The sequence below is a fragment of the Paenibacillus sp. PvR133 genome, from assembly GCF_017833155.1.
GTDB lineage: Bacteria > Bacillota > Bacilli > Paenibacillales > Paenibacillaceae > Paenibacillus > Paenibacillus polymyxa_B.
Genome location: NZ_JAFIBS010000001.1, coordinates 4,228,036 through 4,241,053, shown reverse-complemented (window position 1 = coordinate 4,241,053; position 13,018 = coordinate 4,228,036). Strand labels below are relative to the sequence as shown.

Below are 13,018 nucleotides of genomic sequence, written 5' to 3'. Positions count from 1 at the left end.
TAGTACATGTTTTTGTACTTTTAGACTGGGAGCGATATCATGAGGGTATGTAATGAAGGATTTGAAAAAGAGTTTATTGATGATGAAAAAGAAATATGTACGCAAAAGCCTTTACTCAATTACCTTCAAAACGATGACCTCTATGAGATGGATTTTCCGAGCAGAATGCCAGAAGAGTTTTCTTTAACAGAGCAAATGGTTGAAGCGCTTGGTGTTACCCCTATAGAAACGTATTTAGGCCGTGACTTAATGTTTGTATTGGAAAGTGAAGAAGCGGTTCAAACTGCTACACCTGATTTCTCTAAACTGAAAGAGTTACCAGACGGTCTTGGTGTCTCCATTACAGCGAAAAGCGAAAAATTCGATTTTGCATCTAGAAGCTTTTTTCCAAAGTTAAACGTAAATGAAGATCCAGTATGCGGTTCCGCGCACTGTAACTTTATTCCCTACTGGGCAAAACGGTTGGGTAAAAAAGAGTTAACAGCAAGACAGCTTTCTAAACGTGGTGGAACTTTATACTGCAAACTTGAAAATGATCGTGTGAAAATGGCTGGCAGAGCTGTCTTATATTCCATTGCTGATTTGCAAATCGAAGAATTGGAAGGCGTACGTATAAAATGAAAATAAAACAAAATAATTAAAGAATTATGGATTACGCTCCTTGAAATCCCTAGCTGCCCGTGTTTTTCTTATCGAGTCTTTGTTTCCATAAGAATGTGAAAACTGCCCTGTATTATGCTACTTATACAGTGCTTTTCATTTAGATACTCATCTAATCGGTAATCGGACTATGTTCTTGTCCATTCCGGCAATCGGTACAAGTTCTTGTCCTTAGCTCGGGACACGAACTTGTACCGATAAAAATAAAAAAGCCGCTAAAATGGTCATAACCCTGTCAAGTAGACAGTACTAAAAAGACATGATTTAAGCTGCGACCGTTTCCCGGTATTCTACCGGGGAACGGTCGTTTAATTTTTTCTGGAATCGGTTCTGGTTATAGAACAGAATGTATTCACTCACTTGCTGTTCAACCTCAGCTTTGTTAGCTGCCTCATTTAAGTATATTTTCTCGGTTTTTAAATGAGAGAAGAAAGACTCGATACAGGCATTGTCCAGGCAATTTCCTCGCCTAGAGTGACTGCCTAGCATGCCGAGTTGTTTCAGTTTACGGTTAAATGGCTTTGACGTGTATTGAAATCCTTGATCCGAGTGTAGGATCACGCCACTCACATCCACGTGCTGACGGAGTCTATCCAGCGTTTCATGAACCAAAGCGAGGTCATTTCGTTCCGAAAGATGCCAAGCTACAATCTCGTTATTGTATAAATCCTGAATCACAGACAGGTACACAAATTGTTCTCCAGCACGAATATAGGTAATATCTGTGACCAGTTTAGTTCGTGGCGTATCCGCCTTAAACTGGCGCTGAAGCCGATTCGGATTCACCACGGAAGCTTGTTTTCCATAGAATCGACGCTTCTTTCGAATGACAGAACAGATTCCTAATTGTTTCATTAACCGATACACCTTTTTGTGGTTGACCCTAATGCCTTCCCTCCGTAAAGCTACCGTCATTCGAAGATAACCAAAGTAGGGATGAATACGATGGATGGCAAGCAGATGCGATTCCAATTCATGCTGCTTTTGTCTACGTTCTTTTGCCGCTTGCCAGCTTTTTCTCCACTTGTAATAGCCTGAACGGGAAACCGCGGCTAACTTCAAGAGCCAAACAAGACAATGGCGTACTCGCAAGTCCTCTATGATCTGAAATCTAGCAGCTTTACTCGTCACTCCTTGTGTAGATTTGGATACTGCTTTTTTAAATATTCAATCTCCGCTCGCAAGTATGCCATCTCTTCTTCCATACTGGAAAACTTCGTTCGGGGGCGTCCCCGTTTGGAAGTGGCAGGTTCTAGGCTCATTCCACGTTTCGTTTTCGCCGCCCATACTTGTACTTGAGATTTATTTTGAATATCCAATCGTTTCGCTACTTCACGTATACTCATATGTTCTTCGTTGACCAGCCGGGCCGCCTCCAATTTTAATTCCAAGGAGTACCGCCGGTAAGTTTGTCCTTTTTTAGCCATGAAAAAATCCCCTTCGTTAGGCAAGATTAAGTCCATCTTAACAGATGTCTTTTTTCTCTTGTCTACTAAAAGGGGATAATACCATTTTAGCGACTTTCAATGGGACTATGTTTTTGTCCACCGACAAAAGTGTCATACACTAAATAACACCATTTTTTATCGGAAAAAATATAAGTTAAAAAAATACACATCCGGCCCCTATGAGCCGTGGTGCCGGATGTTAACTCTACCTCTGACTGTTAGGACTATCATACCAAATGACTGGTTCAGATACATTGAGATCTCGTTTAGCCTTTATATATAAGGAACTTTACGGAATTGGTCAATAATGAACATTATTTTAAAACACACTTAACGCGGACTTATTACCTCTTTTTTCAAAAAAATTCTTATGATCGTTGCTTATTTTTATTGCAGGGATGGAACACATAAAGTTGAAGAAAACCAACAATACGACAAGCAAACGTACTTATGATATAAAAAGATAACTTGCTCCGTTTTATCTCGTGTTAGTGTAACAATAAGAGGCGTCCTTCCCTTTGAGCTATCAGAGTCAGGATGCCTCTTATTGTTACTATTTTTGTCTTTCGCTTAATGGAGTAATCTCCTCGAATTAGTGACGTTTTTCCACAAGTTGAAAATTATAGCTCAGGCTCTCCAGTGTGACAGCAATCAAACCGTTTATATAATGCTCATGGGGATGGTTTAATACCATGATCTGCGGCATATGTTCATCAGGTATTACACCCTTGCACTGGTTGTAAATTCCCTTGATATGTTCCTCTCTTACCAGCTCTCCTGTTAACGCTACAGTCTCAGGATTTACTATTGCAATCAGAGACATGATGGTCTTCGCCGCCAGTGCGACAAAGGTATCTTGGCGATGAAGCTGGGCGAATTGCTCCTCTCGCGAGATCCCGTAAGGCAGGAAGGAAACCTCTCCTGCGAATTGAGTCGTTCCTCGATGAATATGACCGTCAATCATCATCCCAGAGCCAGGAAAGTTATTCTTTGGAAAGGTTACGACAACAATCGTTTTGTCTTCATCATAGTTCTGTTTTTTATAGAAACCATAGACAGTCAGATTCATATCATTGTCGACTGTAACCTCAAGCTCATACTTTCCCTCAACTGTGCCTCCAGTGGAATGTTTATCAGCTCGGCGATATCGCACACATTAATAACTCCTTGATGGACGAAACCGGGAATTCCTATGCCAAGCGCTTTGATATCCGGATGCTTATCAACCAGGCTTTCAATGATACCATCGATAGCGGATGCGTCGGCTAGAGACACTTTCTGACATCCCTCATCTAGGGTCTCCCCGATTAAATTTGTCACTACATAGGTCAGGGAATGTTGGCCACCTTCAGAACTGGCATAGGGACAAGCAATATAGGCAAAATTTGAATTGTATACATAACGCCTGGCCGGCCTTCCACCGTTGGGCTCTTCCAATTCTGTTTCGATCACCTCACCTGTCTCTAGAAATTCATTTAGAATATTACCGCAGGTAGCCACACTAAGGCCCGTGACGTTCGCAATCATTGATTTCGTTCCCTGTCCCATCATTTTCAGCGCCTGCTTAATGAGCTCTTGATTGATTTTCTTTACGCGAATCGAATTGTTGGTGATTTGGTTAATGATAAACACCTCTTTTGCAACCATCATCAAACACTAATATAGAATAAATCCCTATCGAATGTCCACATACATCCATCAAGAATTCATCCTGCAAAGCCTTATCTGTTGAGGTAAAAAGGATGATCTTTCTCTTTGCTATCTTTATTCAACAACCGGTAGGTAGAGCGTCCCAGATACAGTGGAATTTCTAGTTTCGTCAAGTCTAGAAGTCCATTGTCCATAAAATAATTATTGTCTCGATAGCACTGCAGAATCTCACCTGCAATCCATTCATGGTCTCCATAGGTTGTGATATTGATCGTTCGGCATTCATAGGCAAAATAGGCATCCGAAAGTACAGGAATGTCCGCCTTGAGACCTTCTTCATAGCTGATATTGAACTCGGTGAACTTGTCCCAGACGAAACCCGCTAAACGTTCCAACCGCTTGAATGATTTCTGTGCAATGGCCAGGCATAAAATGTACACCGAATACACCGCTCTTCTCAATCAGGGAATAGGTGTAGGTCTCCTTACGAAGTGATATTCCGTAAATCCCGGGCGAAGATCCGATGTACGTATGCCAACCTGAAGCCATAATATTTTGCTTTCCGTTGTAACGTGCTGTGACGAGCGCCACCATTCCGGGGTAGGAATACCACAACGCTTCATCTATAGGTATTCTCACTCTTTGACAACTCCTTTCTGTATATACTTAGGCGTTTATTCTATTGGAGGATCGATATGGAGGTCTTGATCTGGAGTGGTAATGTCCCAGCGGGTAAACGTAGCCTCGAAGCCCTCACGAGTGGGTGAACAAGTATAAGGACCGGCTTGCTGTCAAGCACTGATTATTAGGTTGAGCCAAATTTAATGAAGCAAATATCAGGTTTTAGAACGACATGGAGCAGTTCCTCAAAGCAGAAAATACTTTTTAGTATAATACAATTCACATGTCAAGCACTGATCTTTTGGCTGATCCAAGAGGCTGTACCAAAATAGACACCAAAAAAAGAGCGGGCTATCTTTTCGATAACCTGCTCTTTTTCTTGATTTTTAGCCTTGCGCCTTAACTTAATGACATTGGTTTAATGGCACGCCTTTTTATGCACCTATTGTCATTGAATAGTCCTTTATGTTGAACGAACAATCGTTAAGCATTATTACATGATACATATTTCGAGTGGTATCCGGCGAGTCTAGCGGCCATGATGCACCCGCGCAGAAGCACTAACTGAATCTCGGTCAGATCACCAGCACGCGTTTGGCTATGCGCGTAGCGGCTGTGACTTTGTTGTGACGCGCCGCTATTTGAACTTGACGAGATCCTGGAAGATCAGTTCAGCCCAGGTATTGCCCCTGGCCTGGACGAGCGAGCCGCCATCCTTGAGCGGTCCTAGCGCAATCGGCGCGAAACCGAGTTGTTCGGCCAGAACCGCGACCGGCGCCACCGCATTTTCGTCGTCGCTTGACAAAAACACGACGCGGCTGCCGCCATTCACGCTCGGATCAGCGGCCAGAACGGCAGCGGGCAGATGGTTAAAGCCCTTTACGAACCTGGCGCCGGTAAACGCTTTGGCGACAACTGCGGACGACGGCTGACCATCCAGGTCTTCAACGGGAGCATTTGTATTTGTCGCGTCGATGATCGTCTTGCCCTGCCAGGTTGTGATCTGCTTCGCGACTTCGCGATGTTCCCAAAACGGAACCGCCAGGAAGATCGTGTCGGACGCGATTGCATCCTGTAGCGTCCTAGGGACAACGGTGGGGCCGATCGCTCGTGCCTGCTGCATCAACGTCACGGGAGGGCGCCGGCTGGCGACAGTCACATCGATGTTCTTTCTTGCAAATGCTCGGGCGAGTGCTTGGCCTACCGCGCCAAAGCCAATAATCGAATAGCTCATGTTAACTCTCCATTCAGGGGACGTTTTGATCAACCACGGACCCATGTTAATTGGTAACCGGGCGTGCGGGACCGTTGCCCGCGTTAGGCGGCCCGCTGCCCGCGATGCGCCACGCGAGACAATACCCGCTGGACAATCACCGAAATAAATTCCGCTTATTAATCAGGATTCCATACTTATCGACACAACTCGGATCATCTTCGTCAAGTTGACAGACCCCCCACACGCTTTTCGGCGTGATCTCAGATGGCCGATAAGCCGCCGTCGACAGACAAATCCACCCCATTCACGAAGCTCGAATCGTCTGAAGCAAGAAACAGCGCGGCCGTCGCAATTTCCTCAGGACGGCCCATCTTTCCCCGCGGGATCAGGGATTCGAACATCCGCTTCGTCTCCTCGTCGATAGCTTGGTCCTGCATCGGTGTGGCGATCGGCCCCGGGCTCAGCACGTTAACCCGGATATTCCTGCCCTTCAGTTCGTTGAGCCAAGTGCGTGCGAATGAGCGCAACGCCGCCTTGCTCGCCGCATACACGCCGAAACCAGGAAAACCTTTCACCGAAGTAACTGACCCGGTCATGATGATCGATCCGCCATCGTTGAACAGCGGCAACGCCTTCTGGACCGCAAACAGCGTTCCGCGCGTATTCAGGCCGAAGGTCGCATCGAAGTGCTGCTCGCTAATCTCGCCCAGTGGGCCGGCTTCGCCCGTGCCAGCGCTCGCGAATAGGACATCGATCTTGCCCTTTTCCCGCTTTACTGTATCGAACAGGCGGTCGAGGTCGTCGAGATTGGCCGAGTCGCCGCGCACGCCGGTCACGTTCCGGCCAATCAGCTTGACGGCCTCGTCGAGCGCCTCCTGCCTCCGGCCCGTGATGAAAACATAGGCGCCTTCTTCAACGAACCGCATGGCGCTCGCCAGCGCCATGCCGCTCGATCCACCCGTGATGACTGCAACCTTACCTTCAAGTTTTCCCATGACTTCTTTCCCCTTTCGTGATGTCCGACAGTGTCTCGGTTCCCATTTGCACAAATGTGCTGTATCTTGTGGATCACTGATTCAGATACAGGTTCATCATATATGGATCAGTGATCCATTGTCAAGGGGATTTATGCGAGCCGACGCCATACAGCCAATTTAATTATAGTTCCCTTTCGGAACATTAGAAATAATATTTGATAGAATGTTTCCAAAAGGAACATTTATAATGTAATATATTAATAGGGGTGATTTAGGTGGCTACATTCGCCGAGAGATTTAAAATGCTTCGTGAAGAGCGAGGATGGACGCAGGAGCAAGCTGCAGAACGATTGAAAATATCTAGATCTACCATAGCTGGATACGAGTCTGACAAAAAAGGCAGAACACCAAGGAAGGAAACGATCGATAAGATTGCCACTCTTTTTGGGGTTTCTATAGACTTTTTATTAGGTCGCATTAACGAAGAATACAGCGGCCAGTACTCAGATTCTAGAAAATATTTCCGAGCGAGCGCTGTCACGGGCGAAGCCGGCCCACTGGGCGAGATTACCGAGCAGCCATTGTCAAGGCGATTTATGCGAGCCGACGCCAGAAAAAATTACAGCCATCTACTTGCAGTCGCGCGTGACGTCGTCACCGAGCATGGTGCCGACGCGTCCATGCGAGATATCGCCCGCCGGGCCGACGTCGGGTTGGCCACACTGCTCCGCCATTTCCCGACGCGAGAAGCCTTGTTCGAAGCGTTGCTGCGTATGAATGTGGACGCACTGACACAGCAGGCAGCCGAACTCGAAACGTCGAAGCCACCTGACGAAGCGCTGGTGTCCTGGTTTCGCGAAGGGGTGGCATTCTTTCATAGCTATAGCGGCGTTTGCGCCTTGATGGCGAGCGCCCACGCGGACCCGGACTCCGCGCTTCACGCTTCAAGCTCAGCGGTGCGGTCAGCGGGCGCGCGACTACTGCTCCGCGCTCAGGCCGAGGGAACGGCGCGCGCCGATATGGATGGGGTCGACCTGTTCGCCCTGATGTCGGCGCTCGGCTGGCTCGTCGGCCAGCCCGGATTCGCGCCACGGGGGGATCATCTCTTTCACGTTATTACGAGCGCCATCCTGATAAATCGGCCTAGCAACGGTGTCAAGAAGGCAACGTGTTGAATCAGATTTGCCGACGCATACTTTCCTACCAGGAAAGCCCCGGGGATTCGAACCAGACGGCGGAAAGCTGACTGGAGCCGACACTCGAAGGTCATTACCGCACTTGATCGATTGGCCGCTCCTGGCCGACACCGGATGCTCGCCTTCACATCGGGGGCGAAAGTCGGCTCAGCATGTCGCCTAGGCCAACTGTTGCGTAACAGTTACACTGGATTACATTTCTGTCGGAAACTTGCGAAGCCCGCCCATAGCCGCTGTCGGACCCGGACGGGACATTGGCGCGCGCGACACAGGGCGCGGGATTGCGTTGTGACGGAGCCTCACCTAACGTACAGTAAGCGAGAGCGCCCCGATTCTGCATAGATAGCTCGCGCCAGCATTTGTGCCCTGCCGACTTCAGGAGAAAATGATGCGTGGCCTGGTGATGGGAATCGCTATCATCTCAGCGAGCTGGCCGTTTATAAAGGCTCTCGCTCAGTATGACTCGGACATGCCTAAGGAGAGATGGGGAAAGACGGTCACAGCCGAATCACCGCGCGGCGGAGAAACTCAGAAATCGGACTTCGCGACAATTGTGGCCCCTCCTGGTTTCGCCATCGCTTTGGACAGGCTAGACAGGACAATACACCTCTTATTCGATATCAGATGTAGAATTTCGTTAATTTGCTTTGTTTCTCGCCCGAATTGACGTTCTTCTCCACACTTCGGGGGAGACCCGTAATCAAAAGTCAGGCTCGGTTAGATTTCGATAAAGTTCCAAATTGCCCTTCTCTAGGGCATCGCGTTGCTCTTTAAGGTGTTGAATCTCTTCACGCAGACGTTCGATGGTTGCTTCCATCTCGTCGATTCCGTCTTGTAGTTGTTGGCTGTACTCGTTCATGTGTGTTGCTCCTTTCTTTACTTATAGCGGCTTAAGATTAAACCTTAATCTGCTTTGGCTTCACAGTGCCTTGTTTCACCGCTTCCATATATTCATACGGGGACAAATCGTAAATGCTGCCGTGGATGCGGATACGATTATAATCTTGTATAAACTGACTTACGACTTCATAGGCCTGTGGATATGTTTCAAACTCATGCCGCTGATAGCACTCCGCCTCTATGATCGAATGATACGATTCGATATGCGCGTTTTTATTCGGCGTTTTTGGCGGGATGCGCTCGTGAATCATGACAAACTCGTTACAAGCTTCCTCAAACAGGTTGCTAATAAATTGCGGACCGTTGTCCGAACGAATGACAGGCTTTTCTGCCTTGTCAAAGAGCTGACGTTTCATCAGTGCTTCCTGCATGATCTGAACGAGATGCTTCGCTTCGCACGTCAATCCAATGTGATAAGTAACTACGGCGCGATCAAACACATCTAAGATGCTCATAAGGAAGAAGAACCGTTGCTCGCCTTGGACCCATCCATACTTAATGTCAGTCTCCCACAGTTGATTAGAGGCCGTTATGACGCGATTGTTGGCAAGTCGCTTGGGATGCTTAATCTTGAGTTTCCGCTGTGGACGAAGCACATCCATCCGCTTGCATAGACGGTAAACTTTCTTCTTGTTAATTTTCAGTTGATGGCGGCGGCGTAAAAGCACGGTCAGTTTACGATAGCCGTAGTTCGCGCCTTCGCCTGCTAAGAACTCCATGATCCATTCACAAATCTGCTCATCACTGATTGGCTCACCATCTTGTGTATAAGATAAACCAGGTGCAGGACGACCGGCCCTGTGGATTGTTTCTTGGGCTTGCTCTGGCCTATTCACGTATGCATAAAACGTTGAACGTTCTACCTCTAGCACACGCAGTACAAAGCTGATGCTATGCCCTCGTGTAATATACTTCTGGGCGATTTCTATTTTATCCGCAAGTGCGGGTTCGTTTTTTTAGTAGGTCTTTGAGAATATCCCTCTCTAAGGCTTGCTCTGCAAAGAGCTTCTTAAGTTTCTCATTCTCTTTCACAAGCTCTGCATAATCTTCTGAAGTCGGCACAAATTTCGCTTGCTTTACACTAGAACCATCCAGTGTATCTAGATCCTTACGATTTAATTCTCTGGCCCATCGCAATACCATCTTTGGATCAAGCTCATGTTGTCTTGCTATAGCGGTCATATTGCCGATTTCCTTCCCCTTGGCAACCACCATCTTCTTGAAATTTAGATCATACTGTTTCTTCTTCATTTCGTTCCCCTCCGCCTCAATATTATTGTATCGGAGTAAGGGGTGTACTGTCCAAGTTCAAATAGGGGCTAAATAGATAGGATTCCTTTAGAAAGTTGTTCCTTAAGACGTTTACTAATAGATGAATTTATGACGTACAATTTTTCAGTTGTACGCCATTTTGAGCATTTCTATTTCTATAATTTTTAATTTTAATTTGAAGCCAATTACTTACTTTCCTGGTGCTCTAATTCTTTCAATGTAGGATAATCCGTATATCCCTTGCTCCCGCCGCCATAAAATGTTGCAGGATCTGCTTCATTTAATGGAGCGCCTGCTTTAAGTCGTTCCACAAAATCCGGATTAGATAATGACCATACTCCAACAGGAGCTAGATCAGCAAGGTCACTATCAATATCAACACTGATATTGTCTATTGTCCGTCCAGCCCGATTGACTAACAACGGATTAGTCCATAAGGAACGAATGTCTTGAAGCAATTCATCATTTCCAAGGTGCATTACGTGAAGATAAGCTAAATTCAATTTAGCTAATTCTTTCGTCAAGTAACGGTAAAGATCTGGCCCTTGTTCACCATCTTGAATTCCGCCAAGAGGGGTTCCTGGAGAAATACGGAAACCAGTTCTCTCTGGTCCAATCTCGTCAACGACGGCTTTGGCTACTTCAATCGCAAAGCGAGCACGATTTTCTATAGAACCACCCTACTCATCTCTCCGCGTGTTTGAATTTTCTCCAATAAATTGGTTAATTAAATATCCATTTGCTCCATGAATTTCAACACCGTCAGCGCCTGCTGCAATAGCTGCAGCTGCAGCTTTTCGATAATCTTGAATGGTTGTTTGAATCTCTTCTTTACTCAGCTCACGTGGTACAGGGATATGCTGCATTCCTGTAGCCGTAAACGCTTCTACTCCTGGGGCAATTGCAGATGGTGCAACCGGCTGCCGATGATGTGGTGTATTATCAGGGTGCGATACACGACCGACATGCATTAATTGAATATAGATGTATCCGCCTGCTTCATGCACAGCACTTGTAACCTTTTTCCACCCTTCAATATGCTTTTCTGTATAGATCCCAGGTGTCTTTAAGTATCCTTGACCATCGTCTGATGGTTGTGCACCTTCCGTAATTAGAAGTCCCAAGGAGGCACGTTGAGCATAATAAAGTGCAGCCAACTCTCCAGGTGTACCATCTTCTTGTGCTCTACTGCGTGTCATTGGCGCCATGGTTAGTCGATGAGGCAATTCCATGTTTCCAATTTTTGTTTTACTCCATAATCTCGCCATCTTTATTCCTCCTATTTAAGTGAGATAAATTGAATTCTACATATTTACAAATAGATTTAAAATTATAAAATAACTGGATTAATTTTTCCTCTTTAAATTGAAGGTATAATTTCGATCTACAATTCTTACCACTTCGTTGCTATCATATAGGTTCACCATGAAACCTGCCATTTGCTTAGCAGTATGATATTTAGGCATGTTTGCTTCAAAATCAAAAGCTTCAGTATCTATTGATTTTTGTGCAAATTCTGACTCCGTAATAGCTGGTGTTAAGATTTTCGCCTTTAACTTCTGGCAACAATGATCAATTTTTTCCCCAAGCAGCAAACGCCAACGCAGTCTCATTACCGATTCCTGAATTTGCTCCAGTAATTACTCTAGTCGACGTGCAAAAGGATATCCTCTATGCTCGATTTCTGGAAGAACTCAAGCGCAATATCGCCCCTGTGGTCAAAAATCGAACATTCACGAGACAAACAGAGTAAGGCTTATAAGCACACGAATACAAAGAGGCGGAGGCTCTAGCCGCTTAACCTGACAACAAAGATCACGCCCCTCTCCCCGAAATCTGCTATGTCGTTATATAGTTTCCTCCGTTTGATGACGATAGAACGCAACAACAAACCATTACATACTTCGTTTGTACCTAGATCTCCTCGTCGACCAGTTCGGTGTATTCTATTTCCATAAATTTATAAAATGGCAATGACTCCACAGCAACTCGAACCTCTTCTAAACTGTCTCCAATTAAAATAGACCAATGCTCGTCCCTTGTGTGGGAAAGGTAAAACGATTTAATCAGTCCCTGTTCCACTAATTCAGCAAATCGAGCTTGTTCCGCCGGTAACAGTTCATTAATTTCTTCCTCCGTTGTTGTTGGTTTAATTTTGACATGAGAGAGAAAACGCATGTTGTACCACTCCTAATATTTTCATAATATTTTCTAACGCATATTGTGTAATTTTATTGGAATAATTGCGGATATAGAGAAGAAATCCCACCAGAAAGGCCTTGTTGCACATTCCGGCTTGTGTCATCAGCAACAATCTCGTAGAGACCCGCTTCGATTCCATCTATCGCAATTCTTGCGATGTCCTTTGGAGATGACTTAGGTGCTTGAATGCCTGCTGTCAAGTCCGTGTCCATGAATGCTACGTGCAATCCGGCAACCCGAACGTTCTTAGGAGCTAATTCTAAGCGTAATGCATTCGTCACTCCCCATTGAGCAGATTTTGCAGCTGAATATGCGCCTGAGTTACCTATATTGATCCAAGATAACGCAGATAAAATATTAAGAATCGAACCTCCCCCATTCTTTTCAATCACTGGTGCAAACGTGCGAACCATTGAAAGTGTACCGAAAACATTAGTGTCGAATTCCAAATGAATATCGTCCAGCTATCGAAATACTTATGGCAGGGGCAGTGTGCTTTGTCAGCTTCACTTACTACATGTCCATGATTTCAAGTGCGGAGCCCGAACATCTTGAAAAGACTGCCACAACCTGGTGAGAGGATTAAATAACCCGTATCTATAAAGCCTCGAACTGGGGATGGCAAAGCCGATTGGCATACCTGTAATAAAGCTACCAAGCACTCCTCCTGCTACTCCTAGGTAAACATTCGTCATAATAATGAGAGGTGTGGAACCGAGTAAAACTGCATGATGATCAAGATCAGAATGAGAAAAACAACGATGTTATGTGTTTAGAACTTCACGTAAAATCTCATGCTTTACCCGGAACGAACCTTCTTCTCGATTAGCAAAAAAGGCATATCCTTCAGCTGAATATTAAACAATATCATGAAAC

General features: G+C 45.7%; 12 protein-coding genes and 4 pseudogenes. 2 read left to right on the top strand and 14 right to left on the bottom strand.

The window, feature by feature from the left end:
• Positions 1 to 135 precede the first annotated feature (135 nt).
• Positions 136 to 621, top strand: a pseudogene (locus tag JOE49_RS18395) (PhzF family phenazine biosynthesis protein); the annotation flags it as partial.
• A 303-nt stretch (positions 622 to 924) separates the two neighbouring features.
• Here the strand turns inward: JOE49_RS18395 and JOE49_RS18390 are convergent.
• The 7 genes and pseudogenes from JOE49_RS18390 to JOE49_RS18370 all read right to left on the bottom strand — a co-directional run bounded on the left by JOE49_RS18390 (position 925) and on the right by JOE49_RS18370 (position 6,590).
• Positions 925 to 2,087 (bottom strand): IS3 family transposase gene (locus JOE49_RS18390; RefSeq protein ID WP_369127583.1). Its coding sequence is split into 2 segments (ribosomal slippage): positions 925 to 1,823 and positions 1,823 to 2,087, totalling 1,164 coding nucleotides; the frame shifts between segments, so codons are not numbered across the junction.
• 613 nt (positions 2,088 to 2,700) lie between these two features.
• A complete protein-coding gene (locus JOE49_RS26440) occupies positions 2,701 to 3,177 on the bottom strand; it encodes a hypothetical protein (protein ID WP_245248414.1) in 477 nt (158 codons plus the stop codon).
• Positions 3,174 to 3,740, bottom strand: a complete 567-nt coding sequence (locus JOE49_RS26435; RefSeq protein ID WP_245248413.1) for a response regulator — start codon at positions 3,738 to 3,740, stop codon at positions 3,174 to 3,176. Before JOE49_RS26435 ends, JOE49_RS26440 begins: the two co-directional genes overlap by 4 nt.
• 89 nt (positions 3,741 to 3,829) lie before the next feature.
• Positions 3,830 to 4,397, bottom strand: a pseudogene (locus tag JOE49_RS18380) (flavin reductase family protein).
• Positions 4,398 to 4,432: 35 nt separating this feature from the next.
• A pseudogene (locus JOE49_RS26850) lies at positions 4,433 to 4,546 on the bottom strand (DUF1349 domain-containing protein); the annotation flags it as partial.
• Positions 4,547 to 5,016: 470 nt separating this feature from the next.
• Positions 5,017 to 5,613: an NADPH-dependent F420 reductase gene (locus tag JOE49_RS18375; protein ID WP_014279381.1), complete on the bottom strand. Its 597-nt coding sequence runs from the start codon at positions 5,611 to 5,613 to the stop codon at positions 5,017 to 5,019.
• 242 nt (positions 5,614 to 5,855) lie between these two features.
• Positions 5,856 to 6,590: an SDR family NAD(P)-dependent oxidoreductase gene (locus tag JOE49_RS18370; RefSeq protein ID WP_209942310.1), complete on the bottom strand. Its 735-nt coding sequence runs from the start codon at positions 6,588 to 6,590 to the stop codon at positions 5,856 to 5,858.
• Between the two features lie 257 nt (positions 6,591 to 6,847).
• On the opposite strand from JOE49_RS18370, the gene JOE49_RS26845 reads away from it, so the two are divergent.
• Positions 6,848 to 7,747, top strand: a complete 900-nt coding sequence (locus JOE49_RS26845; protein ID WP_209942308.1) for an SbtR family transcriptional regulator — start codon at positions 6,848 to 6,850, stop codon at positions 7,745 to 7,747.
• 721 nt (positions 7,748 to 8,468) lie between these two features.
• On the opposite strand, the gene JOE49_RS18360 is transcribed toward JOE49_RS26845, so the two are convergent.
• The 7 genes and pseudogenes from JOE49_RS18360 to JOE49_RS18330 form a co-directional block, all read right to left on the bottom strand.
• Positions 8,469 to 8,627, bottom strand: coding sequence for a hypothetical protein (locus JOE49_RS18360; RefSeq protein WP_014279385.1), 159 nt, complete (start codon positions 8,625 to 8,627; stop codon positions 8,469 to 8,471).
• Between the two features lie 37 nt (positions 8,628 to 8,664).
• Positions 8,665 to 9,558, bottom strand: a complete 894-nt coding sequence (locus tag JOE49_RS18355) for an IS3 family transposase (protein WP_348635905.1) — start codon at positions 9,556 to 9,558, stop codon at positions 8,665 to 8,667.
• A gap of 40 nt (positions 9,559 to 9,598) precedes the next feature.
• Complete coding sequence (locus JOE49_RS18350) at positions 9,599 to 9,919, bottom strand: transposase (RefSeq protein WP_160790967.1); 321 nt, start codon at positions 9,917 to 9,919, stop codon at positions 9,599 to 9,601.
• A gap of 206 nt (positions 9,920 to 10,125) precedes the next feature.
• Positions 10,126 to 11,172 (bottom strand): annotated as a pseudogene (locus JOE49_RS18345) (alkene reductase).
• Positions 11,173 to 11,286: 114 nt separating this feature from the next.
• Positions 11,287 to 11,553, bottom strand: coding sequence for a hypothetical protein (locus JOE49_RS18340; protein ID WP_192513325.1), 267 nt, complete (start codon positions 11,551 to 11,553; stop codon positions 11,287 to 11,289).
• Between the two features lie 301 nt (positions 11,554 to 11,854).
• On the bottom strand, positions 11,855 to 12,118 hold the full coding sequence (locus JOE49_RS18335) for a muconolactone Delta-isomerase family protein (RefSeq protein ID WP_209942304.1): 264 nt from the start codon (positions 12,116 to 12,118) through the stop codon (positions 11,855 to 11,857).
• A 53-nt stretch (positions 12,119 to 12,171) separates the two neighbouring features.
• Positions 12,172 to 12,591 (bottom strand): SDR family NAD(P)-dependent oxidoreductase, encoded by a 420-nt coding sequence (locus JOE49_RS18330; protein WP_245248411.1) that lies wholly within the window; start codon positions 12,589 to 12,591, stop codon positions 12,172 to 12,174.
• Between the last annotated feature and the right edge of the window lie 427 nt (positions 12,592 to 13,018).